We start from the raw sequence: 23278 nt of genomic DNA on the forward strand, positions 1-23278 counted from the left end.
CATGAACACCAGCCACGACACTACCGTCTACCCGGCCCGCAAGATCATCACCATGAACCCGATGCAGCCGCAGGCCAGCCATGTGGCGGTGCGCGACGGCCGCGTGCTGGCCGTGGGCACGCTCGCCGACATGCAGGCCTGGGGCCGGTTCACGCTCGACGAACGCTTTGCCGCCAAGGTGCTGATGCCCGGCTTTGTCGAAGGCCACTGCCACCTCAAAGAAGGCAGCATGTGGAACTGGACCTACCTGGGCTGGTTCGACCGCCGCGACCCCGATGGCAAGCTCTGGCACGGCCTGCGCAGCATGGAGCAGGTGCTGGCGCGGCTGTCGGAGGTGGCCGCGAAGATGGGCGCCGACGGCCGGCCCGACACCGAGCCGCTGATCGCCTGGGGGTTCGACCCGATCTACTTCGGCGGCGAGCGCATGACGGTGCAGCATGTCGACCGCGCCAGCGCCACGCGCCCGATCGTCATCAGCCACGCCAACGGCCACCTGATGAACGTCAACAGCGCGATGCTGCGCAGCGCCGGGATCACGCGCGACAACGAGGTTGAGGGCGTGGTCAGGTTCGCCAGCGGCGCCTGCGCAGGAGAGCCTACCGGCGAATTGCAAGAGCCGGCAGCGATGTTCCTGGTGCTGCGCAAGGTCGGCCATGCCGGCCTGCTGGCGCCGCTGACCGAGGCCGGCATCCGCTCCTTCGCCCGCCTGGCCTGCCAGCAGGGCGTGACCACCGCGACCGACCTGGTGAACAAACTGACGCCGCAAGACTGCGGCGTGCTGGAACGGGCGACGCAGGACGAGGACTTCGGCGTGCGCATCCTGCCGGCCTTCCAGGCATTTCACGGCACGCATGGCGCCGCGCTCGGCGCCGGGCATGTGCAGGGCCTGACGCTGCGCAACACCGACCGCCTGCGCTACGGCCTGGTGAAGATGATGCTCGACGGCTCGATACAGGGCTTCTCGGCGCGGCTGCGCTGGCCGGGCTACTTCAACGGCGCGGCCAACGGCATCTGGGTGACGGCGCCTGCGCAGTACGAAGCCGACTTCGAGACCTACCACCGGGCGGGCCTGACGATCCACACGCACACCAACGGCGACGAGGCCAGCGAACTGGCCATCGCCGCCATCGAGCGGGTGCTGACGCGCGCGCCCCGCCCCGACCACCGCCACACGCTGCAACATGGCCAGATGATCGATGCGCCACTGTTTCGCCGCATGGCGCAGTTGAACCTCTGCGCCAACCTGTTCGCCAACCACATCTGGTACTGGGGCGACCAGCACTACGAGATGAGCATGGGCCCGGACCGCGCCCACCGGATCGATGCCTGCGCCAGCGCGCTCGCAGCGGGCGTGCCGCTGGCCATCCACAGCGACGCGCCGGTCACGCCGCTCGGGCCGCTGTTCACCGCCTGGTGCGCGGTCAACCGCATCACCCCCCAGGGCCGGCTGCTGGGCCAGGCCGAGCGCATCACGGTGGCGCAGGCATTGCGCGCGATCACGCTCGGCGCGGCCTGGACGCTCAAACTCGACGGCGAGATCGGCAGCATCGAAGTGGGCAAACGCGCCGACTTCTGCGTGCTGCACGACGACCCGCTGGAGAGCGCGCCGATGGCGCTCAAGGATCTGCGCATATGGGGCACGGTGCTGTCGGGCCGGGTGTTCGAGGCGCAGTGATGCACGGGCCTCGGCAGCGCCTGCCGCTGACCGTGGTCGGCGGCTTCCTGGGCGCCGGCAAGACCACGCTGCTCAACCACTGGCTGCGCCATGCCGGGGGGCTGCGCATTGCGGTGCTGGTCAACGACTTCGGCGCGCTCAACATCGACGCCGGGCTGATGGCCGCCGCTCGGGACGACACGCCGGCGCCGGCGGCGCTGATGGAACTGATGGAACTGACCAACGGCTGCGCGTGCTGCCAGATCGGCGACGACCTGGGGCGCGCGCTGGTGCAGGTGATTGAGGCGGCCCGGCCCTTCGACGCGGTGCTGATCGAGGCCAGCGGCGTCTCCGACCCGTGGCGCATCGCGCAGATCGGCATGGCAGAGCCGCAACTGAGCCTGGAGGGCGTGATCGTGCTGGTCGATGCCAGCAGCGCGGCGCAGCAGGCGCGCGACCCGCTGCTGGCAGACACGCTGGCGCGGCAACTGCGATCGGCCGACCTGGTGCTGCTCAACAAGACAGACCTGGCCAGCGCTGCGGCGCTGGCCGGTGCCCGGGCCTGGATCGAGGCCAGCGCCCCGGGAACGCCGTGCCTCGAAACGACACGAGGGGCGCTACCGCTGGCGCTGCTGTCCGGCCTGGCGCCGACCATGGGTGCCGCCCGGCCGCCCGAAGGCGCTCATACCGCAGCCGAAGGCGAAGGTATCCCAGTGCGCGCTGCACGGCCGCCCGAAGGCGCTCATACCGTAGCCGAAGGCGAAGGTATTCCAGCGAGCGCGCAGGCCGACGCGGCCTGCCACCATGACGCGCAGCCGCACGCGCCGGCGCATGGCGCGCTGTTTCAGACCTGGAGCGCCCGGCCGCAGGCGGTGATTCCCGTCGCCACCCTGCGCGCCTGGCTGCGCGACATGCCGCCGGGCGTGCTGCGGCTCAAGGGCCTGCTGCGCACCGGCGGCGCAGCGCCCGACGAGCAATGGACCGAGGTCCAGTACGCCGGCCGCCACGGCTGGCTGCGCAAGGCCAGCGCAGCGCCCGGCCCTGCAGGCGCCGGCGTGGTCGCCATCGGCCTGCGCGGGCAATTGCCTGAAGACGCGCTGACAAGGTTCTTCGCGGGCTGACCCCGCGCCACCGGGTGCGCGCCAGCGCTGCTGCGGCCCTGGAATCTGCTGCCAGCATGGGCGCCCCATGCCGTTTTTCAGCGGCGCCGGCGCCGGATCTGCCAGGGCCGGAGCATCAAATTTCCCGCAGATGAAGGATATTGGCGCGGTAGTCCGGGTTCCAGGCAGCGGCCTTGCGTTTTTTTGGCAGGCCCATGGCGCGAGAGTGGTCAGCACGAAACAGGTTCATGGCGGCGCAGCAATGAGAAGTCGAGTGCGGCATTGCGTAGCCGGATGGGGCAGGCGTCCTCTCCAAAGGTCACATCCAGGCACCAGTGCAAGCCATTTTCAATGCCCCAGTGCATGCGCACAGCGTGCAAAATGCGCTCACTGTCGGCGGGCAATGAACTGATCACATAGCGCCGATCTGTCTCGGTCTTGCTGCCGATCACGCGGCTGGAGTCGATACCGGCCACCGAAGTGATCTTCTTCCAGTGTTCCTTGAGCCCCAGGGTAGCTAGCCAATCCAGATCGCCCACCGCCGTGCAGCGACGGGTTTCAATGCGGCCATGGCCCTTGTCCAGCGTTTCATGCACGCAGGTCTGTCTGACCGGGTCGCCGGGCGCGTCGAGCGTGCCAAAGAAGTCGCGCAAGGCGTGGGCCAGATGTGGTTGGTTGTCCTTGACGGCAAGCACGTAATCGCCACCACCGCCTACGATCTGCTCGGCCATCGCGCTCTGGCAGCCGATGGCGTCGATGGTGACAACCGCTCCCTCGGGCGCCAGCGTTGGCAGCAACTCGCCAATGGCCGTGATTTCGTTGGACTTTTCTTGGCAGGCCAATGGCCCCAGCGTCAGGCCATATCCGGCGGCGTAGGCCGATACCTGATGCAGTGCGCGCAACCCGCAGGCCGGACGTGCCGCACCGCGCAGACTCTTGCCATCGATGGCAATGACCAGGCCGCCCACCGCAGGACAGACTTGGCGCCATCCAGGAACTCAAGCAGGCCGACAACTGACTTGGCGAGAGCGCCTCAAATACCCGACGGATGGTGTCGTGCCCGGGAATGCCGTTGCGCAGCTTCAGATAGCGACGCAGCCAGCTTTCGCGCGTGCGTCCCCAGTCCTCTATGTCATCCCACCCTTGTGCCCCTGACATGACCGCGCACAGTGCCAAAACCAGTATGTCGAGCAGGTTGTGGTCGGTGCGCCTGATGCGCGCGGAATGGGACATTGCGCGCTACCTGCGCAGCGGCCGGCTGGTGCAGGTGCTGCGCCCGTACCACACGCCCGACGCCGACATCTACGCGGTGTACCCGCCGCGCCACCAGCTCGCGGCGCGGGTGCGCACTTTTGTCGACTTTCTTGCGGTGTCCCTCGCGCAGCAGTCGCCGGGGAAACTCGCGCCGGGCTGAGCGCGGGCGCTCAGGCGCTGCCGCGTGCGACCAGTTCGAAGCCCAGGTCGAGCGTGCGCGTGTCGGGCGTCTCGTTGCGCAGGCGCCGCACCAGGATGCGCGCCGCTTCCTCGCCCATGCGCACGGTCGGCACGGCGATGGTCGTGAGGCCGGGGTTCAGTTCACTGGCGACCTCGTAGTCGCCGAAACCCATGACGGCCAGCGCTTGCGGCACCGCGATGCCCTGGCGCTGGCACGCCAGCAGCGCGCCTGCGGCCAGCAAGTCACTGGAAAACAGCAGCAGGTCGCTGTCGGGATGGCGTGCGCGCGCAATGTCCAGCAGCGCCCTGCCGCTGGCCATGGTGTAGGGCAGCTCGTCGGCCACCACGGTGCGCGGTGCAAAGCCCGGGTAGTGCTGCGCCATGCCCGCGAGATAGCCGTCCATCCGTTCGCGTGCGCGGTCGTCGCCGGCGCGCAGCGAGCCCACGAAGGTCGGGCGCGCATGGCCGCGTCGCCGCGCGTAGGCGACGGCTTCGGCCAGTGCCGCCTGGTTCGAAAAGCCCACGAGCTGGTCGATGGGCGCGTCGGTCCAGGCCCAGCTTTCCACCACCGGAATCGCGGCGCGCACGAGCATGTCGCGCACGGCGTCGGTGTGGTGCGTGCCGACGAGAAAGAAGGCGTCGGGGCGGCGTCCGAGCAGGTTGCGCACCACGGCCTCTTCGCGTTCGTGGCTGTAGTCGGTGTGGCCGATGATGACCTGGTAGCCCGCCTGCAGCAGCACGTTCGACAGGCCCTGCAGCGTCTCCGCGAAGATGGAGGCGGCGATCTGCGGGATCACCGCTGCCACCGTCATGCTGCGGTTGGACGCCAGGTGGCTGGCCGCGTGGTTCTGCACGTACTGCGTGCTGCGGATCGCCTCGCGCACGCGCTCCACCGTCTGCGGCGAACAGCCGTCGGGTTCGCGCAGCACGCGCGAGACCGTCTGTGCCGACACGCCGGCCACGCGCGCCACGTCGGCCATGGTGACCGAGTTGGTGCCGAAGCGGCGGCGGATCTGGCGTTTGTCGGTGTCGTTCATGGGCAGGCCCCGCATTCTGCCGTCAACCGGCGCATGGTCCGGCAGGCGGCGGCGTCATGCGCCGGTGCGCGTGCCCGTTCCCGCGGCGGCCAGCAGGCCGCGCCCGGCCAGGTCGTGCATCAGCGCGCCGATGCCGAAGGTCCACGGCGGGATCGCGTCGCTGCGCCCCACCCGGTTGACCAGCGTGCCCAGCTGCTCGGCATGAATCGCCACGCGGTCGCCCACGTGGTGGGTGAAGCCCGCGCCCGGCGCGTCGCGGTCCTGGATGGGCGCGAACATCGTGCCGCAGAGCAGCAGGATGCCGTCGGGGTACTGGTGGTGCGCGCCCATGGCGTGGCGCACCAGCTCCAGCGGGTCGCGGCTGATGCGCGCCATGGAGCTCGCGCCCTCGGGCACGAAGCCGTCGTCCTCGCCTTCCACGCGCAGCGACACCACGGTGGCGCGCACGTCGTCGATGCCGAAGTGCGCATCGAACAGGCGGATGAACGGGCCGATGGCGCAGGCGCCGTTGTTGTCCTTGGCCTTGCCGAGCCGCAGTGCGCTGCGGCCTTCGAAGTCGCGCAGGTTGACGTCGTTGCCCAGGGTGGCGCCCACCACGGTGCCGCGCGCGTCGACCACCAGCACCACCTCGGGTTCGGGGTTGTTCCAGGCCGAGCCGGGATGCAGGCCGACCTGCACGCCGGTGCCGACCGAGGCCAGCGGCGCCGCCTTGGTGAAGATTTCGGCGTCGGGGCCGATGCCGACCTCGAGGTACTGCGACCACAGGCCCTGCGCCAGCAGCACCGCCTTGAGCCGGTCGGCCTCGGGCGAGCCGGGGCGGATGCCCTAGGGCGTGTTAACAATCAATGGATTATGTCTATACTTGATCTTTGAATGAATAGGGGTTCAAAATGCAAGAAGTCAGAAAACTACTATGTGATGAACAATGGGAGAAATTATCTCCGTTATTACCGGGTAAGCCGAGCGATCCTGGGGCGACCGCCCAGGACAATCGGCTATTTTTGGAAGCGGTGTTGTGGATCATGCGCACGGGTTCACCATGGCGAGACTTGCCTGCAGAATTGGGCAACTGGCACACGACATACACGCGGTTCAAACGCTGGGGCGAGTCGGGCGTATGGCAGCGGGTCTGCGAAATTGTCAGTGGCGACAGAGATTTGAAAATGCTGATGATCGATAGTACGGTGGTGCGTGCACATCAACACGCTGCTGGTGCCAAAAAAAAGAGGGGCCACAGGCAATAGGCCGTTCGCGTGGTGGATGGACGAGCAAGATTCACGTCGTTGTCGATGCGCTCGGTAGCCCAGTGCGTTGGCTGCTCACTGGTGGCGAGGTAGCCGATATTACACAAGCCAAGTCGCTGTTGGAAGGCTTGAAAGCCGATGCGGTACTGGCTGACAAGGGCTACGATGCCGATGCCCTGATTGACAGCATTCAGGTCGCTGGTGCGACGGCGGTCATTCCACCCAGGCGCAATCGTGTGGTGCAGCGAAGTTATGATCGACATCTGTATAAGGAGCGCAATTTGGTCGAGCGTTTTTTTAATCGGATCAAGCAATTCCGAAGAATCGCAACTCGTTATGAAAAGCTGGCGCGTAACTACCTGTCGTTTCTCAATCTGGTTTGTATTTATATCTGGATTACTTGATTGTTAACACGCCCTAGTGTCGCGTCACCGATCAGATGTCGTAGGCTGCGCGCAGCCATCGGAGCGCAGCGCAAGGCGCAGCGCGCAGCCAATACCGAGCGTATTGGCAAGCGATGCAACGCCGCGATGCGCTTCGATGGCCAGCGCAGACCGACAGATGATCGGCGACGCGACACTAAGGCACGCAGCGCAGCGATTCCATTTCGTGCAGCTATTTGCGGGACGGTACACTGGCCGGGTCTACCCTTGTTGACGGAGCTGGCCTGCCAAGGGCCGGAGCGCTTTTGCACCACGACCACGACCCCTTGCCCGGCAACCACGACCATGGCGCCAAGCATCTGTACATCTATTCCCCCTCCAGCGCGGTGCGTGACAAGGCCGCTTTCAGGCGCGGCATCGCGCGCTTGCAGGCCCAGGGCCATCAGGTGGAGGTCGATGTGTCTGCGCTGGCCACGCACACCCGTTTTGCCGGCGACGACGCCACGCGCCTGGCCGCCATCCACCGCGCCGCAGCCAGTGGCGCCGATGTGGCGCTGATCTCACGCGGTGGCTATGGCCTGACGCGCATCCTGCCGGGGATACGCTACAAGGCGGTGGCCAAGGCCATTGCCAAGGGCACGCATTTCGTCGGGCTGAGCGACTTCACCGCGTTCCAACTGGCCGTGCTGGCCCGCACCGGTGCCAGCACCTGGGCCGGGCCGGCGCTGAGCGCAGATTTTGGTGTCGCCGGCGCGCCTGACGAGATCATGCAAGCCTGCTTCGACGACCTGCTGGCCGGCCACGGCGAGGGCACCGGCTGGCGCCTGCCGCGCCCCCGACCCGATGCCGCCGCCGACCGGCCTGTGCAGCCCGCGATGCACCTCAAGCGCGCCACGCTGTGGGGCGGCAATCTGTCCATGCTCACCTCCTTGCTGGGCACGCCGTACTTTCCGGACATCGCCGGCGGCGTGCTGTTTCTGGAGGATGTGCATGAGCATCCCTACCGCATCGAACGCCTGCTCACCCAGTTGCTGCACGCCGGGGTGCTGGCCAGGCAAAAGGCGGTGCTGCTCGGGCAGTTCACCGATTTCAAGCTGACGCCCCATGACAAGGGCTACCGGCTGCAGTCCGTGGTCGACTGGCTGCGCACGCAGATCAAGGCCCCTGTGCTGACCCATCTGCCGTTCGGCCATGTCGCGACCAAGGTGCTTTTGCCCGTGGGCGCCACGGTGTCGCTGTCGGTGCAAGAGCGCGATGCGCTGATCTACTGGGGCCCCCGGCACTAAAGCCATGCCGTTGCCAAAATACGGGAGACCAACGCCATGACTTGGAGCATGACTCGGGCCACGACCTGGGTCCGCTGGGCAGCCATCACTCTGGTGGCGGCGCTGCTGCTGGCCGGCGGCGGCGCAGCGGTTTATGTGCAGCGCAGCTTTGCGCAGCTCGATGGCAGGCTGGCGGTAGCGGGGCTGCGCGCAGATGTCCTGGTGCGGCGCGATGGCGCCGACCTGACCCACATCCAGGCACAGACCCCGCAGGACGCCTGGTTCGCGCTGGGCTATGTGCATGCGCAAGAGCGCACCTGGCAGTTGGAATTTCAACGCCGGGTGATGCACGGCGAGCTGTCCGAAGTCTTCGGCGCCGCCACGCTCGAAACCGACAAGTTGATGCGCGCGCTGGACATCATGGGCAGCGCCCGGCGCCAGTACGCAGGGCTGCCGCTGCACACCAGGCAAGCGCTGCAGTCCTATAGCCAGGGCATTCGGGCCTTCCACCAGAACCTTCCCCAGGCATTGCCGCCCGAGTTCCATCTGCTCGGCGTCCAGCCTGGCGGCGCAACCGGCAGCGTCTGGGAGCCAGAGGACTGCGTGGGCTGGACGCTGATGATGGCGCTGGACCTGGGCGGCAACTGGGGCCAGGAATTCGCGCGTCTGGCACTCGCCAGGACGCTGGACACGGACCGCCTGTGGCAGTTGATGCCCCCTACCCCGGCGAGCAGCCCGCCGCCTCGGCGGACCTGGCGGCGCTGTATCGCCAATGGGGGGTTTACCGGCGTTCTCCGGCCACCGACCCCAGCACCAGCACCTCCGCCGCCACCGGACCGCAAGCAGCCGCCCCGGCCCGGCAAGACCCATGGCTTGGCCACGCCAACGATCTGAACGCCGGCCTGCTGGCCTGGGCCGAAGCGCTCACGCGCAATGCCGGCAGCAATGAAGGCCGGGGCAGCAACAACTGGGCGCTGGCAGGCACGCGCACGGTCAGTGGCCGACCGCTGCTGGCCAACGACCCGCACCTGGGGCTGGCGGCGCCGGCGATCTGGTACTTTGCCGCGCTGCAAGCGCCTGCGGGGCAGGCCTCGGACGGCACGCCGATCGCCCCGTTGGCCGCAGTCGGGGCCACCTTGCCCGGCCTGCCTTTCGTGGTGCTGGGCCGCACCGACCATGTGGCCTGGGGCTTTACCAACACCAGCCCCGACGTGCAGGACCTGTACCTGGAGCAGATCAACCCCGCCGATCCCACGCAATACCGCACCCCCGAGGGCTGGGCGCCGTTCACGGTGCGCACCGAAACCATCCGCGTCAAAGGGGCCGCCGATACCGTGCTCAGGCTGCGCAGCACCCGCCATGGCCCGGTGCTGAGCGATGTGCAAAAGTCGCATGCCGAGGTGCTGGACCTGGACAAATACCTGATCGCGCTACGCTGGAGTGCGCTCGACGCCGACAACCAGAGCGTGATGGCGGGCCTGCAAACCAACCAGGCCCGGACGGTCGATGAATTGTTCCAGGCCATGTCACCGTATCACTCGCCGATGCAGAACGTGGTGGCGGCCGACGACCAGGGCCGGATCCGTTTCCAGGCCATGGGCCGGGTGCCGCTGCGCGATCCCGCCAACGACATCCGGGGCGTGGCCCCGGCGCCCGGCTGGCAGGCGCGCTACGACTGGACGGGTTGGCTGCCTGCGGCGCAGACCCCGCGCGACGACGGCGCCAAGGGCTGGGTGGCCACGGCCAACCAGCGCGTGACGGCGCCGGACTACCCGCATTACCTGACGCAAGACTGGGTTCTGCCCTACCGCTATCAGCGCATAGAACAGCTCATCGAGGCCCGCGAAAAGCACGACATCGCCAGCATGCAGGCCATGCAGCATGATGTGACATCGCTGGCCACGCGCCGGCTGCTGCCCTCTCTGCGACAGGCCCGCTCGCCGCATCCGCTGGCCGCGCCCGTGCAAGCGCTGCTGGCGAACTTTGACGCCGTGATGGATGCCGACCAAGCGGCGCCCCTGGTGTTTGCCGCCTGGGCCGATGAGCTCACGCGCGGCCTGATCGAGCCGCGCATCGGCCAGGCGCGCTTTGCCGCCACCTATGGCAAGCGCGACTACCGGGCGGCGCTGGAAGGCATCCTGGAACGCAACGACGGCTGGTGGTGCCAGCCCATGTCCTGCGCCGAGCAATCCTCTGCCGCGCTGACCCGTGCGCTGGAGCGCCTGCAAACGGCCTATGGCCCCGACCCGGCACAGTGGCGCTGGGGCATTGCGCACCCGGCGCTGAGCGAGCACCAGCCGTTTGGCAACGTGCCGGCGCTGGCCCGTTTTTTCAACGTCCGCGTCGCCTCGCATGGCGACTCGTACACCGTGAACGTGGGGCAGTACAACCCGGGCCAGACCCGGGGGCCGTTCGTGAACCGCCATGCGGCCTCGCTGCGCGCGGTGTATGACTTGGCGGACCTGGAGCAGTCGCGCTTCATCTACCAGACCGGCCAGAGCGGGCTGGTGTTCTCGCCCCGCTACCGCGACATGAGCGCCGCCTGGGCCGCCACCGGCTACCGCCCCCTGCAACGCCGGCCAGCGCATTGGGCGCATCGGCTGACCCTGGTGCCTGCTGCTCCGTGAGCCTGCGGGCCGCCGCCCATTGCGTAGCCCGTTCAGTAACGGATGCTGCCGGCGCAAGACCCGCAAGACCCAGATGCGCCGACAGCGATGAAAACGAGAGCGCACCCGTTGCGGGGGTGCGGAGGTGCGGGGGGATGGCAATCAACTGCCGCGCGTCACCGGCACTGCGGCATCACGGCCATAGCTGCCGTACTTGCCCAATTCCCACTTGGCGATCGCATTGCGGTGCACCTCGTCCGGGCCATCGGCAAAGCGCAGGGTGCGGGCATGGGCGTAGGCGTGGGCCAGCGGGAAGTCATCGCACATGCCGCCGCCGCCATGCACCTGCATGGCCCAGTCGATGACCTGGCAGGCCATGCCGGGTGCCACCACCTTGATCATCGCGATGTCGGTCTTGGCGACCTTGTTGCCTGCCATATCCATCAGCCAAGCGGCCTTGAGCGTGAGCAGACGGGCCATGTCGATCTTGCAGCGGGCTTCGGCAATGCGCTCCTGAGTGACGGTCTGCTGTGCCACGGTCTTGCCAAAGGCGGTGCGCGCCGTGGCGCGCCGGCACATCAGTTCCAGCGCCCGCTCGGCCAGGCCGACCAGACGCATGCAGTGGTGGATGCGGCCAGGGCCCAGGCGGCCTTGGGCGATCTCGAAGCCACGGCCCTCGCCGAGCAGGATGCTGGAGACGGGCACGCGCACGTTCTCGAAGGTCATCTCGACATGGCCGTGGGGGGCGTCGTCGTAGCCCATCACGTTCAAAGGGCGCACGATGGTGATGCCCTGGCTGTCGGCCGGCACCAGCACCATGCTCTGCTGCGAATGCCGGGGCGCTTCGGGGTCGGTCTTGCCCATGGTCACGAACACCGCGCAGCGTGGGTCGGCGGCGCCGGAGATCCACCACTTGTGGCCGTTGATCACGTACTCGTCGCCCTGGCGCTCGATGCGGGTGGCGATATTGGTGGCATCGCTGGAGGCCACTTCGGGCTCGGTCATCGCAAATGCAGAGCGGATCCGGCCTTCCAGCAGGGGCACGAGCCAGCGCGCCTTGTTGGCCTCGTCGCCGTAGCGCGCAATGGTTTCCATATTGCCCGTGTCCGGGGCCGAGCAGTTGAACACCTCGCTGGCCCAGGGCACGCGGCCCATGATTTCAGCCAGCGGGGCGTATTCCTGGTTGGTCAGGCCGGCGCCGTCGTAGCCCGATGCGGCAGCGCTATCGACCGGCAGGAACAGGTTCCACAGGCCGGCGGCCCGGGCCTTGGGTTTGAGGTTCTCGATGGTGGCCAGGGCCGACCAGCGCTTGCCTGCGGCGGTGTTGGCGGCCAGTTCGGCGCTGTAGGCGGTCTCGGCCGGGTAGATGTGCTCGTCCATGAAGCGCAGCAGTCGGGCCTGCAGTTCCTTGGTCTTGGGGGAGTATTCGAAATCCATGGTGTCTCCAGCAAAAAAATCGGCGGCCGGGTGCCGCCTTGGTCTGGCTATTCTTTCACACCCCGTCAACTGCGCTGCGCGAACGACCAGGCCAGTTGCGCCATCGGCCGTGCAGCCGCGCCCGAGGCCTTGGCCTGGGCGTTCGACGCAGTGCCATCCTCCACCCGCTTGGCAATGCCTTGCAGGATGGCCGCGATGCGAAACAAGTTGTAGGCGAGGTAGAAATTCCAGTCGGCGCGCAGCGCCTCGGGCGTGCTGCTGCCGGTGCGCTCGCAGTAGCTGCGGATGTAGCTGTCTTCATCAGGGATGCCGAGTGCGGCCAGATCCTGCCCCCCGATCCCGCGGCCCAGCGTGGTCGGAATGTGCCAGCTCATGCAGTGGTAGCTGAAGTCCGCCAGCGGGTGGCCGAGCGTGGACAGTTCCCAGTCGAGCACGGCCAGCACGCGCGGCTCGGTGGGATGGAACATCAGGTTGTCGAGCCGGTAGTCGCCGTGCACGATCGCGACATGGCCCTGGTCGCGGGCGCTGGCGGGCAGGTGCGCAGGCAGCCACTGCATCAGGCGGTCCATCTCTTCGATCGGCTGGGTGATCGAGGCCTGGTACTGCCGGCTCCAGCGGCCGATCTGGCGGTCAAAGTAATTGCCGGGCTTGCCGTAGCTGGCCAGGCCGCGCTCGGCAAATGGCACGCGGTGCAGCGCGGCGATCACGCGGTTCATCTCGCGGTAGATGGCGCCGCGCTCGGCCGGCGTCATGCCGGGCAGCGACTGGTTCCACAGCACCCGGCCCTGCATGTATTCCATCACATAGAAGGCGCGGCCGATGACCGACTCGTCCTCGCACAGCACATGCATGCGGGGCACAGGCACATCGGTGCCATACAGGCCGCGCATCACGGCAAACTCGCGCTCGACGGCATGGGCCGAAGGCAGCAGCCGGGCCACCGGGCCGGGCTTGGAGCGCATCACATAGGCCATGCCGGGGGTGATGAGCTTGTAGGTGGGGTTCGACTGCCCGCCCTTGAACATCTCCACCGTCAGGGGGCCGCAAAAGCCCTCCATGTTCTGCGCCAGCCAAGCGCTCAGCGCACCGATGTCGAAGGCATGTTGAGCAGAAACCGGGCGGGTGCCGACGAAGTGGTCGAAATTGTCATTCATGGCGGGGGCCAGTTCAGTTGCACACTGTAACGATACGCAGCAGCGCGTTACGATCACGTACTACCAGGCTGCTCGACTCGATACGGATGGTTGCCTCGCGTTCCATGGTCTTGAGCTCTTGGTTCACCCGCTGGCGCGATGCACCCAGCAATTGTGCAAGATCTTCTTGCGCCAGTTGCAAGCCGATGCGGATCTCGCTGTCGCCGGCCCGGTTCGGAATGCCAAAACGGTGCGTCAGTTGCATCAACTGCTTGGCCAGCCTTGCCCGCAACGGCAGCGTGCTCAGGTCTTCCACCAAGTCGAACAGCCTGCGGATGCGCTTGGCATGCAGGCGCAGCATGGCCTCGTAGAACTCGACATGCCCGGACAGAATCTTGTGGAAGTTCTCCTTGGACACGCACACGATGGTGGTGTCGCCACGCGCATAGGCGTCATGCGTGCGCCGGTTGCCGTCGAAGAACGCCACATCGCCGAACCAGACTCCCGGCTCCACATAGGTCAGCGTGATCTGCTTGCCCGTGGCTGCGATCGACCCCACCCGCACCGACCCGCGCGCGCAGGCAATCCATTCCAGGGGCGGGTTTCCGCGTGTGGCAATCACGCTGCCATTCTTGAAGCGTTTGACATACGCACAACGCAGGATATCGTGGCGCAGCGAGGGTGAAAGGGATGAAAACCATCGACCTGCATTGATTGCTGCACGCTCTTCAAGAGTAAGGATCGGATTGTCCATGGCCTATCTCTTACATGACTGAAACAACTCCATTGTCATGTTTCAGGCCCGCTGTACAACGCCGCAGAGGCCGACTTGGCCCGTATTTTTTGTATCCAGTTGTCTAGTTCTAAATTAGCAAAAATCGGCATTGACCCGTTTGCGCAGACCCAAAACCCCCGGGATGCTGCGGTGCAGCATCCCGGGGCTGGGCAATGAACGAAAATGAGGGCCGCAGCCCCGGTCTGGCTACTCGTGGATCAGGGCCGTAGCCCCGGCGGGTGCTTTGGATTTCTGCGGGCATGGGGGCTTGCGTGCGATCAGTGGTGGGATTGGTTGCGCGCCCCGTCGTCTTCGACATGCATGAGACGCAGGCCCCGCGCGCCACGGCGCAGCACATGGCGCCAGCGCCGGCAATGTCGGGAAACCGAATGCTTTTCATCGCGGCATCATGGCCGTGGCCAGCGCCGGAACCCGAAGCCGGCCCGGGATTTCTCCCTCCGGGCCTGTTCATGACATCTTGCAATCTGATGATCAGATCAAGGCTGAACCGTGATGCGCAGGCCGTTGATTCGGGTACTTTTCATTGTTGCCTGTGTTGGCGTGGCGCGGCTTGCGTGGTCTTCGTGGCCAGAGCCGCTATTCATGCACGATGCAGGCGTCGCTTTCCCGAATGGGCTCAGGTTTCATCGCGGCCCCACCCGCTCGATGCGGGCTTTCTGCCAACGCATTGACAGCAGGCAGTGGCCTGCGCCACGCTAGTGTCGCGTCACGGATCAGATGTCGTAGGCTGCGCGCAGCCATCGGAGCGCAGCGCAAGGCGCAGCGCGCAGCCCATACCGAGCGTATTGGCAAGCGATGCAACGCCGCGATGCGCTTCGATGGCCAGCGCAGACCGACAGATGATCGGTGACGCGACACTAGGTTACGGCGCCAACTCGTCGTTCGAGTGGGCCAATCGCTCGTTTGCGCTCAGTGCGATGCGTCCCATCAATTGCCGCGCAGCTTCGTCAGGGTCGGGGGCGTTGACCAGTGCCCGCACCACGGCAATGGAGCCGACACCGGTGGCCAGCACCTGCGGGAATTGCTCGGCTCCGATGCCGCCAATGGCGACCTGGGGGTAGTGGCGCAGCAAGCGCGCGTACCGGCCCAGCCGGCCGATGCCCTGTGGGGCCGTGGCCATTGTCTTGAGGGTGGTGGGGAACACGGCGCCCAGCGCAATGTAGCTCGGGCCTACGGCGTCTGCGCGCAGCATTTCGGCGTAGCCATGGGTGCTCAGGCCCAGGCGCAGGCCGCAGTGGCGCAGCGTTTGCAGGTCTTGGGGGGTGAGCGCATCCAGGTCTTCCTGGCCCAGGTGGATGCCATAGGCGCCGGCAGTGATGGCGGCTTGCCAATGGTCGTTGATGAACAGCAGCGCGCCCGTGCCTTGCACGGCCTGGACGGCGGCCGCTACTTCCTGTTCGATGGCTCTGGTGTCGCAGGATTTGTAGCGCAGTTGCACCGTCGGCACCCCTGCGCGCGCCATGCGGGCGACCCAGCCGGCGTCGGGCAATACGGCGTACAGGCCCAGGCGCTCCGGGCAGGGCGCGAACCGGTGGGCGCGTGGTTCGGGTTGCAGGCCGAAGTCCCGGGGGTCATCCGGCCAGGGTTCGGCCTGGAACGAGCCGGTGCGCTGCGTGCGTGCTTGCCAGGCGCGGGCCAGGCATTGCGCATCCGGCGCAATGAAGCCCAGCGCGCTGCATGCCTGCAATGCGGCCAGGTAGACCGGGTCTTGCGCTGTCGATTCGGGCATGGGCGCCGGGGCAAAGCCCGTGAAGGCGGCGCGGTGCTGCGCCACGATGGCTTGCGCCATGCTGTCGGTGCTACGCATGGGCATGGTGCCAAAAAGGGGTGCCGAGCACCGGTGTGCTTGGCTGGGCGGCATCTTGTGCGCTCATGGCGCCGGCCTGGTGTGCGGCGCGTCCGGCGCTCACCGCGCCGGCAAAAGCCGCAGCCATTGCCACCGGGTCTTGGGCCAGGGCGACGGCGGTGTTCAGCAGCACGCCGTCGTAGCCCCATTCCATCACCTGGCAGGCGTGCGAGGGCCGGCCCAGCCCGGCATCGACCAGCATCGTCACGTCCAGCCGTTCGCGCAGCATTTGCATCGCATAGGGGTTGGCCGGGCCGCGCCCGGTGCCTATGGGGGCGGCCCAGGGCATCACGGCCTGGCAGCCCACGTCGACCAGCCGCTGGCACAGCACCAGGTCTTCGGTGCAGTAGGGCAGGACCTGAAAGCCGTCCCGGATGAGTTGCTCGGCGGCGGCCACCAGGTTCAGCGTGTCGGGTTGCAGGGTGTAGTCGTCGCCTATCAGTTCCAGCTTGATCCACGGGGTGTCGAACAGCTCGCGCGCCATCTGTGCGGTGGCGACGGCCTCTTGCACGCTGTGGCAGCCGGCGGTGTTGGGCAGCACGGGTACTTCGAGCCGGCGCAGCAGTTCCCAAAAGCCGCTGCCGCTCTCGGCGGGGTTGCTGCCCTGGCGGCGCAGCGAGGCCGTGACCATGGCCGGCCGGGCGCGCCGTACTGCGGCCTCCAGCACTGCGGGCGATGGGTAGCGCGCGCTGCCCAGCAGCAGGCGGCTGTCGAAGGCTTGGCCGTAGAGCACCAGGGGATCGGGATGGGGGCTGGCATGCGGTGTCATGGCAATCCGGCTCAGCCGCCCGTCACGGGGGAGATGATTTCGACGCGGTCGCCCGGCTGGAGTGCCTGCGTGGCATAGCGGGTATGGGGCACGAAGGCGGTGTTCACGGCCACGGCAAAGGGCGCGCGCGCGGCAATGGCGGCCACGGCGTCGGCCACGGTGGCGCCTTCGGGTAATTCGTGCGGGGTCTGGTTGATCGAGATGTTCATGCCGATGTTCATGCCAATACATGGGCGCCGGGCCGGGCCAAGGGGTCGGGGGGTTGTGGTTGCATTTCCAGCGCCAGATCGAAATCTTGCGCCAGCGCCGATTGTCCGGTGTGCAGCAGTTGCAGCGTCACATCCAGCAAGGCCGGTGCGATCATGAAGCCGTGGCGGTACAGGCCGTTGATTTGCAGCAGCCCTTTGCGCGGCTGGCGGATGGCCGGCAGATTGTCTGCCAGCGTGGGGCGGCATTGCGCGGCCAGTTCGAGGATGCGGCCCTCGGCAAAACCCGGATGCACGGCATAGGCCGCGCTCAGCAGTTCCAGCGTCGAGCGCACGCTGACGGGCGCGAGTTCGTCCGATTCGATTTCGGTGGCGCCAATCACGAACAGATGGTCTTGCTTGGGCGCAATGTAGATCGGGTAGCGGGGGTGGACCAGCCGGGTCGGGCGCTGCAGCGTGACATCGGGGGCATGGACGCGCGCCACTTCGCCGCGCACGCCGCGCAGTGCCGGCCACTGGGGCTTGGCGCCCAGGCCGCGGCAGTCGATCACCCGGTCGGGCTGGCCGGCGGTGCCGGGGGCAAAGTCCTCGGGCGAGCGCGCGGCGTGCCAGTGCATGCGCACCGCGAGCCGCTGCATTTGCAGCAGCAGCGCTGCCAGCAGTTGGCGGTTGTCCAACTGCCCTTCACCGGGCAGGTACAGACCCTGCGCGAAGCGCTGGGCCAATGCCGGCTCGGTCTGCGCCAGGGCTTGGCGGTCGAGCTTTTGCAGCGCGGGCAATGTGGGCAGGATGCGCTGCGTGGCCTGAAGCTGGCGGGTCAGGCGCTGGGCTTCGGCCGCATCCTGGCGGTGCCAGACGATCAGGGTGCCGGCCTGCTGAAAGAAAACGGGCTGGTCCAGCGCCGCCAGCAGTTGGGGCCAGCGCGTCAGGGCGTACTGCCCCATGCGCACCACGCCGGGCTCGGTGATCGCCGACTCGGCCAATGGGGCCAGCATGGCGGCGGCGGTCGTGGCGGCGGCCTGTTCGGCGGCAGCGCTGCCGGCATCGAAAATGTCGACCTGCTGCCCCTGGCGGGCCAATTCCACCGCCAGCAATCGGCCCATCAGGCCGGCGCCCAGAATGGCAAAAGATGAGGGGCGTAGTGACATGGATCGGTCGCGCGGTGTGTCTGTGTCTGTGTCTGTCTGTGTGCTTACAGGCAGTACAGCATACCCTCTGCGGGCGGCGGTCGATTTGGCGCATGGGCCATAATTTTGGCCATGACTTCATCGACTCCGCTGCCGGGCGCGCCGGGCGCATCGGACGCAATACGCCGCTATGCCCGTGTGCTCTCGATTGCCGGCTCCGACAGCGGTGGCGGGGCGGGGATACAGGCCGACCTCAAGACCTTCAGCGCTTTGGGCTGTTATGGCATGACGGCGATCACGGCGATCACGGCGCAAAACACCTGCGCGGTGACGGGCATCCACGGCATTCCCCCGGAGATGCTCAAAGCCCAGATCGACGCAGTGGTGCAGGACATTGGTGTCGATGCGGTCAAGATCGGCATGCTGCATTCGCCCGCCGTGGTGCGCGTGGCGGCCGATGCCATCCGCAGCCATCGGCTGCCGCAGGTGGTGCTCGATCCGGTGATGGTGACCAGCAGCGGCGACCGCCTGATGGCCCAGGAGACGGTGGGCGTGCTGGTGCAGGAACTGTTTCCGCTGGCCGTGCTGATCACCCCCAATCTGGACGAGGCCGGCTGGCTGCTGGGCCGCAGCATCGACGGCGTGCCTGCGCTGGAACAGGCGGCGCAGGATCTGCTGCGCTTGGGCGCCCGCGCCGTGCTGCTCAAAGGCGGGCATTTGCCGGGCGCGCAGGTCGTGGATGTGCTGGCCGTGCAGGGCGCGCCGCTCCTGTGCATGCAGTCCCCGCGCATTGCCACGCACAACGGCCATGGCACGGGCTGCACGCTGTCGTCCGCCATTGCCGCGCATCTGGCGCTGGGCCGGCCGCTGCCGCAGGCGGTGGAACAGGCCCGCAGCTACATTCTGCAGGCCATGGCGGCGGGCGCGCAGGTGACCACCGGGCATGGCCATGGGCCGCTGAACCATGGCTACGCCCCCCTGGTGCAGCAGAGCTTTGCCGTCATCGCTGGTGCGGGCAACGGTTAGGCGGGACCGGCAGCGCTGTGGAAGGCCGGCCCGGTGGCCATCGATCGCGCGGGGCCTCTACGGCCATTCCGATCAAACAGGCCCTGCGGCCATCCCAACCCAACGGGCCCTACGGCCCGGTGGCCCCGCTGGCCGGCGCCACGCCCAGCAGCCGGTGCAGATGGGCGCTGGTGGTGGTGTATTGCAGCGCCACCTTGTCGCCCTTGAGGGCTTCGGCGGCGGCAAAGGCGGCCAGCGTGGCCTCATGAAAGCCGCACAGGATCAGCCGGCGCTTGCCGGGATAGGTGTTGATGTCGCCCACGGCGTAGATGCCCGGCACGCTGGTGCGAAACGCCTCGGTGTCCACCTGCAATTGCTTGCGTGCCATGGCCATGCCCCAGTCGGTCAACGGCCCGAGCCGGGGGGAGATGCCCAGAACGGCCACCAGCACATCGACCGGCAGCGCATGGCTGGCCCCTTGCGCATCGACCACCTGCAAAGCCCGCAATGTGCTGCACTGCGGCATGCCCGAACTGGCGATGCCGGTGATTTGCCCGACCTCGACGGCGATGCGCCCGGCAGCGCGCAACCGTTGCAGGCGCTGCAGCAGGGCCTCGGGCGCCTGGAACAGATCACGGCGATACAGCAGGCTGACGCGGGCCGCCCGGCCTTGCTCGGCCAGTTCCACGGCGCAGGCCACGGCGCCTTCATCGCCGCCATGCACGATGACCTGGCGCCCGGTGACATCCATGCCCGCCGGCAGCACCTGGTAGAAAAGCTGCGTGCCGACAAAACGCTCCATGCCCGCCATCTTCAGGGTGCGGGGCACAAAGGCGCCCACGCCCGCGGCGATGAACACCGAGCGCGCCAGCAAGCGCGCGCCGGTGTCGGTTTCCAGCAGCAGGCGGGCATCGGGCTGGGGGGCCAGGGCGGCCACCAGGGTGTTCAGGTGCCAGTGCGGTTTGAACGGCGCCAGTTGCGCAAGCAGCCGATCGATCAGTTCGCGCCCGGTACAGACCGGAATGCCGGCAATGTCGTAGATGGGCTTGTCGCCATACAGCGTCACGCACTGGCCGCCCGCCTGCGGCAAGGCATCGATCAGGTGCGCGCCGATGCCCTGCAGCCCCAGTTGGAAAGCCTGGAACAGGCCCACCGGGCCTGCGCCAATGACGACGGCATCGGTCTCGATCACGGCATGCGCCAGCCAGGGTCAGCGGATCAGCTGATCGACCTTGCCCGGCTTGCCATTCCACTCGTCGGCATCGGGCAACGCGCCCTTGCGCTTGGTGATGCTCTTCCAGCCAGCGGCAAAGGCCAGGTCGGCGTTGAGCTTGATGAAGGCCAGTTGATCGGCCGGCAGGTCTTCCTCGGCAAAAATGGCGTTGGCCGGGCATTCGGGGATGCAGACGGCGCAGTCGATGCACTCATCGGGATCGATGACGAGCATGTTCGGGCCTTCGCGGAAGCAGTCCACGGGGCACACGTCCACACAATCGGTGTACTTGCACTTGATGCAGTTTTCGGAGACGACATGGGTCATGACAGGCGCTGTGTGGATGGGTTGGGTCTGGTGAAAACCCTTGGATTTTAAGAGCTTTCACCGGCTCGGAGCCGGGCGCGGCGCGCAGGCCCCGGCACGCAAAGGTCATCGCTCTACCTGAGCCGCCGGTGGTGCTGCCACCCGATGGCCGCTCAGCGATTGGCAATTCATTGCGCAAGGCCGGGCTGCGGCCGATCGGTGGACGCAACGGCCATCAGGGCCACAGGCTAGTGTCGCGTCACGGATCAGATGTCGTAGGCTGCGCGCAGCCATCGGAGCGCAGCGCAAGGCGCATCGCTTGCCCATACCGAGCTGTATTGGCAAGCGATGCAACGCCGCGATGCGCTTCGATGGCCAGCGCAGACCGACAGATGATCGGTGACGCGACACTAGCACCCGGCGCCCAGTGGCCAGCCCAATGCCGTCATCACCGATGCGCCGCCCGGGCATTGCGCCGTCTGCCAGCGGCCTGCGCCAGACGTGCCTGGTCGAGGCCCGCCGGGGCTTCGACATGCCCGAGGTGACATGCCCGGTCACCGAACAGCCGCACGCGCTCGCAACCGCCCGGTAGAACGGCGTACCTCAGCCTCCACACTGGCTGTCATCACCAGCCCTTCGTCGATTGCCGTTTGCGCGACATGGGCGTGGTAGCCCATCGAGGGCTCGATGATGTGGCTCGACGGCGCGGCACCCAGCGGGATTGCCATGCTGCCGTCCGGGTCGATGAACACTGCCATCTTGTCCTGCACCCCGGACAGCGACATCCGCGCTTGCTCGCCTGTCAGGTCGAGCGGAATCCCCCGTGAGTTGACGAACCACGCCCGAATCAACTCTGGCGGCACAGGCAGATAGTGCGGTTCGGCCGAGGGAGTTTGCCCCTGTGGCAGCAGCGACAGCGCTCCGGCGGTGTCGCCACCGAAGCGCTCCAGCAGGCCGAACACATTGCCAGCAGAGATGTGTTCGGCCTGGGCAATGAAGTCGCGCACGCTCCCCTCTGGCTGAACTTCACGCGCCCCTGCCGACGGAGTTGGCGTGCCGTGCGTCGGGGGTGCCGGTGTGCGCTGTGTGCGATGACGCAGTCCATAGCTGCGCCAGTAGTTCGACGGCATCCCGCGCAGGGGCCATCACGCCGGGGCGCAACCGGGTTTCGATCAGCGAGAGGTGGGCGCGCATGGCGCGGGCCGCGCCGGCGCCGTCACCGCCGACCAGCGCCGTGAATATGTCCCGGTGTTCCTCGCAGGCGCACTGGCTGGCGTTCGCCGCCTCGTAGACCGCCACCAGCATGGATGTGCGGCTGACGAGTTCCTGCACCTGCCGGACGATGAAGAAGTTGCCGGTGGCTTCGGCCAGGATCATGTGGAACTGCATCGACAGCCGCACCGACTCGGCACGATCGCCGCTCTTCAGTGCGGCGCTTTCCCTGTCCATATGTTCCCGCAGCCGCTCGACGGTATCTGCCCCCGGACTGGCAGCCAAGTGGCCGACGATGCCGCCTTCCAGGATGCGCCTGGCCTCGTAGATGCCGTGCGCCTGCTCCTGCGCGGGGGAGGCGACAAAGGCGCCACGGTTGGGCACCAGTTCGATCAACCGGTTGGTCCCAAGGCGCTGCAGGATCTTGCGGATGCGTTCCCTGCTGATGCCAAACACCTTGGCCAGAGCCGGTTCGCGCAGCGGCGCGCCCGGTGTCAGCATGCCCGCCAGCAGCGCGCGGGACAATGTGTCGTAGATGGCTTGTTCGTTGTCTTTCATGCCATGTCTCCGGGCAGGCTGGCCAGCCAGTGGCGGGCGATTCGTTCGCGTGTCGTGACCCAGCCGCCGCCCTTGGTCTGGATGTGCAGCAGGATGCGCTCCAGCGCTGCGATGCGGCCTGGCCGGCCGATCATGCGCAGATGCAGGCCCACCGACAGCATGCGCGGCCGGTCTGCGCCCTCGCGCCAGAGCCAGTCGTAGGCGGCGCACACGTATTGGGCGAAGTCTTCGCCGGTGCCGAAGCGCTGGGTGTTCTGAAACTGCATGTCGTTGGTGTCGAACGCATAAGGGAGCACGACATGGCGCTGGCCGCCCACGTCCAGCAAGTATGGCGTGTCGTCGTTGTACGCATCGCTGTCGTAGAGGAAGCCGTGTTCCACCAGAAGCGCCCGGGTGGCCGCCGTGGCGTTCGAGCGGGTGTGCCAGCCGACGGGCGCCTTGCCTGCGGCGCGGGCGATGGCGGCGCGGGTGCGGGCGATGGCCGCGCGCTCCTGCGCGGGCGTCAGGTGCATGCCTTTTTCCCAGCGCCAGCCATGGGCCGAGATTTCATGCCCTTCGGATGCTGCGTGGCGGGCCAGCCAGGGTGAGCGCTCGACGGCCCGGCCGCAGGCGCTCAGCGTGTAGTGGCGGCCATGCTGCGCAAACAGCTCGGCGATGCGCCAATAGGCTACCCGTGTGCCGTACTCGAAATGGCTGTCGATGCAGCGATCGGGCACGGTCTGCCGGTCGATGACTTCGTAGATCGCTTCGTTGCGGTCGTCGCCGTCGGCCATGGAAAATTCCGCGCCCTCCTCGAAGTTGACGACGAAGGACACCGCAACGCGCGCCGAGCCGGGCCAGCGCACCGGGGGCCATTGCCGGCCGTAGCCGATGAAGTCGCGCGGCGACGCCGTAGGTATCGGGTCGGGAGGATCGGGGGATGGCTTGGGTGATGTCATGGTTCATGG

Annotated in this window: 21 protein-coding genes and 5 pseudogenes; 7 read left to right on the top strand and 19 right to left on the bottom strand. The window is 67.3% G+C overall.

The features are described 5' to 3' along the window. Position 1: 1 nt before the first annotated feature. Positions 2-1675, top strand: a complete 1674-nt coding sequence (locus VEIS_RS20780; RefSeq protein ID WP_011811986.1) for an amidohydrolase — start codon at positions 2-4, stop codon at positions 1673-1675. Beyond that, positions 1675-2775 (top strand): CobW family GTP-binding protein, encoded by a 1101-nt coding sequence (locus tag VEIS_RS20785; RefSeq protein ID WP_011811987.1) that lies wholly within the window; start codon positions 1675-1677, stop codon positions 2773-2775. The genes VEIS_RS20780 and VEIS_RS20785 overlap by 1 nt, the downstream gene beginning before the upstream one ends. A gap of 209 nt (positions 2776-2984) precedes the next feature. Here the strand turns inward: VEIS_RS20785 and VEIS_RS20790 are convergent. Then, positions 2985-3725, bottom strand: a pseudogene (locus VEIS_RS20790) (ISAs1 family transposase); the annotation flags it as partial. Between the two features lie 73 nt (positions 3726-3798). Next, a pseudogene (locus VEIS_RS31730) lies at positions 3799-3987 on the bottom strand (transposase family protein); the annotation flags it as partial. On the opposite strand from VEIS_RS31730, the pseudogene VEIS_RS20795 reads away from it, so the two are divergent. Then, positions 3965-4168, top strand: a pseudogene (locus tag VEIS_RS20795) (LysR substrate-binding domain-containing protein); the annotation flags it as partial. The pseudogenes VEIS_RS31730 and VEIS_RS20795 sit on opposite strands and share 23 nt — an antisense overlap. 10 nt (positions 4169-4178) lie before the next feature. On the opposite strand, the gene VEIS_RS20800 reads toward VEIS_RS20795, so the two are convergent. Together VEIS_RS20800 and VEIS_RS20805 are read right to left on the bottom strand one after the other, a co-directional pair. Beyond that, positions 4179-5225 (bottom strand): LacI family DNA-binding transcriptional regulator, encoded by a 1047-nt coding sequence (locus VEIS_RS20800; protein ID WP_011811990.1) that lies wholly within the window; start codon positions 5223-5225, stop codon positions 4179-4181. A gap of 54 nt (positions 5226-5279) precedes the next feature. Continuing rightward, positions 5280-6047 (bottom strand): annotated as a pseudogene (locus VEIS_RS20805) (fumarylacetoacetate hydrolase family protein); the annotation flags it as partial. A gap of 68 nt (positions 6048-6115) precedes the next feature. Here VEIS_RS20805 and VEIS_RS27055 point away from each other — a divergent pair. Beyond that, positions 6116-6873, top strand: a protein-coding gene (locus tag VEIS_RS27055; protein WP_232287766.1) for an IS5 family transposase whose coding sequence is annotated in 2 segments (ribosomal slippage) — positions 6116-6443 and positions 6443-6873 — 759 coding nt in all. Because the reading frame shifts where the segments join, the coding sequence is not laid out codon by codon here. On the opposite strand, the gene VEIS_RS27060 is transcribed toward VEIS_RS27055, so the two are convergent. Further along, a complete protein-coding gene (locus VEIS_RS27060) occupies positions 6855-7049 on the bottom strand; it encodes a hypothetical protein (RefSeq protein WP_157048618.1) in 195 nt (64 codons plus the stop codon). The genes VEIS_RS27055 and VEIS_RS27060 overlap by 19 nt on opposite strands. Positions 7050-7157: 108 nt before the next feature. Here VEIS_RS27060 and VEIS_RS20815 point away from each other — a divergent pair, with 108 nt between their 5' ends. Beyond that, positions 7158-8138 carry an LD-carboxypeptidase gene (locus VEIS_RS20815; RefSeq protein WP_011811993.1) on the top strand — a complete coding sequence of 327 codons (981 nt, stop codon included), beginning with the start codon at positions 7158-7160 and terminating at the stop codon, positions 8136-8138. Positions 8139-8174: 36 nt separating this feature from the next. Next, positions 8175-10744: pseudogene (locus tag VEIS_RS20820) on the top strand (penicillin acylase family protein). A gap of 141 nt (positions 10745-10885) precedes the next feature. On the opposite strand, the gene VEIS_RS20825 reads toward VEIS_RS20820, so the two are convergent. The 8 genes from VEIS_RS20825 to thiO form a co-directional block, all read right to left on the bottom strand. Continuing rightward, the gene (locus tag VEIS_RS20825) at positions 10886-12160 is read right to left on the bottom strand and encodes an acyl-CoA dehydrogenase family protein (RefSeq protein ID WP_011811995.1); all 1275 of its coding nucleotides are present in this window, start codon (positions 12158-12160) and stop codon (positions 10886-10888) included. A gap of 65 nt (positions 12161-12225) precedes the next feature. Next, positions 12226-13314: a phosphotransferase gene (locus VEIS_RS20830; protein ID WP_011811996.1), complete on the bottom strand. Its 1089-nt coding sequence runs from the start codon at positions 13312-13314 to the stop codon at positions 12226-12228. Positions 13315-13327: 13 nt separating this feature from the next. Next, positions 13328-14047 carry a Crp/Fnr family transcriptional regulator gene (locus VEIS_RS20835; protein ID WP_011811997.1) on the bottom strand — a complete coding sequence of 240 codons (720 nt, stop codon included), beginning with the start codon at positions 14045-14047 and terminating at the stop codon, positions 13328-13330. A 618-nt stretch (positions 14048-14665) separates the two neighbouring features. After that, on the bottom strand, positions 14666-14947 hold the full coding sequence (locus VEIS_RS29215) for a hypothetical protein (RefSeq protein ID WP_157048619.1): 282 nt from the start codon (positions 14945-14947) through the stop codon (positions 14666-14668). Between the two features lie 4 nt (positions 14948-14951). Continuing rightward, the gene (locus tag VEIS_RS20840; RefSeq protein WP_011812000.1) at positions 14952-15896 is read right to left on the bottom strand and encodes a thiamine phosphate synthase; all 945 of its coding nucleotides are present in this window, start codon (positions 15894-15896) and stop codon (positions 14952-14954) included. Then, positions 15889-16704, bottom strand: a complete 816-nt coding sequence (locus VEIS_RS20845) for a thiazole synthase (protein WP_011812001.1) — start codon at positions 16702-16704, stop codon at positions 15889-15891. Before VEIS_RS20845 ends, VEIS_RS20840 begins: the two co-directional genes overlap by 8 nt. A gap of 11 nt (positions 16705-16715) precedes the next feature. Further along, the gene (thiS, locus tag VEIS_RS20850) at positions 16716-16913 is read right to left on the bottom strand and encodes a sulfur carrier protein ThiS (RefSeq protein ID WP_041951130.1); all 198 of its coding nucleotides are present in this window, start codon (positions 16911-16913) and stop codon (positions 16716-16718) included. A gap of 8 nt (positions 16914-16921) precedes the next feature. Beyond that, a complete protein-coding gene (gene thiO, locus VEIS_RS20855) occupies positions 16922-18058 on the bottom strand; it encodes a glycine oxidase ThiO (protein ID WP_011812003.1) in 1137 nt (378 codons plus the stop codon). A gap of 111 nt (positions 18059-18169) precedes the next feature. Between thiO and thiD the strand changes: the two genes are divergently transcribed. After that, complete coding sequence (gene thiD / locus VEIS_RS20860) at positions 18170-19063, top strand: bifunctional hydroxymethylpyrimidine kinase/phosphomethylpyrimidine kinase (RefSeq protein ID WP_011812004.1); 894 nt, start codon at positions 18170-18172, stop codon at positions 19061-19063. A 109-nt stretch (positions 19064-19172) separates the two neighbouring features. Here the strand turns inward: thiD and VEIS_RS20865 are convergent, their stop codons facing one another. The 6 genes from VEIS_RS20865 to VEIS_RS20885 form a co-directional block, all read right to left on the bottom strand. After that, on the bottom strand, positions 19173-20234 hold the full coding sequence (locus tag VEIS_RS20865; RefSeq protein ID WP_011812005.1) for an NAD(P)/FAD-dependent oxidoreductase: 1062 nt from the start codon (positions 20232-20234) through the stop codon (positions 19173-19175). A gap of 18 nt (positions 20235-20252) precedes the next feature. Continuing rightward, the gene (gene fdxA, locus VEIS_RS20870) at positions 20253-20582 is read right to left on the bottom strand and encodes a ferredoxin FdxA (protein WP_011812006.1); all 330 of its coding nucleotides are present in this window, start codon (positions 20580-20582) and stop codon (positions 20253-20255) included. Between the two features lie 105 nt (positions 20583-20687). Further along, a complete protein-coding gene (locus VEIS_RS30820; protein ID WP_232287768.1) occupies positions 20688-21095 on the bottom strand; it encodes a hypothetical protein in 408 nt (135 codons plus the stop codon). Between the two features lie 20 nt (positions 21096-21115). Further along, the gene (locus VEIS_RS20875; protein ID WP_157048620.1) at positions 21116-21691 is read right to left on the bottom strand and encodes a HipA N-terminal domain-containing protein; all 576 of its coding nucleotides are present in this window, start codon (positions 21689-21691) and stop codon (positions 21116-21118) included. Then, on the bottom strand, positions 21588-22331 hold the full coding sequence (locus VEIS_RS20880; RefSeq protein WP_011812009.1) for a GntR family transcriptional regulator: 744 nt from the start codon (positions 22329-22331) through the stop codon (positions 21588-21590). The genes VEIS_RS20875 and VEIS_RS20880 overlap by 104 nt, the downstream gene beginning before the upstream one ends. Further along, positions 22328-23269, bottom strand: coding sequence for a polysaccharide deacetylase family protein (locus VEIS_RS20885; protein ID WP_011812010.1), 942 nt, complete (start codon positions 23267-23269; stop codon positions 22328-22330). Before VEIS_RS20885 ends, VEIS_RS20880 begins: the two co-directional genes overlap by 4 nt. Positions 23270-23278 lie beyond the last annotated feature (9 nt).

This window comes from Verminephrobacter eiseniae EF01-2, assembly GCF_000015565.1.
Lineage (GTDB): Bacteria > Pseudomonadota > Gammaproteobacteria > Burkholderiales > Burkholderiaceae_C > Acidovorax > Acidovorax eiseniae.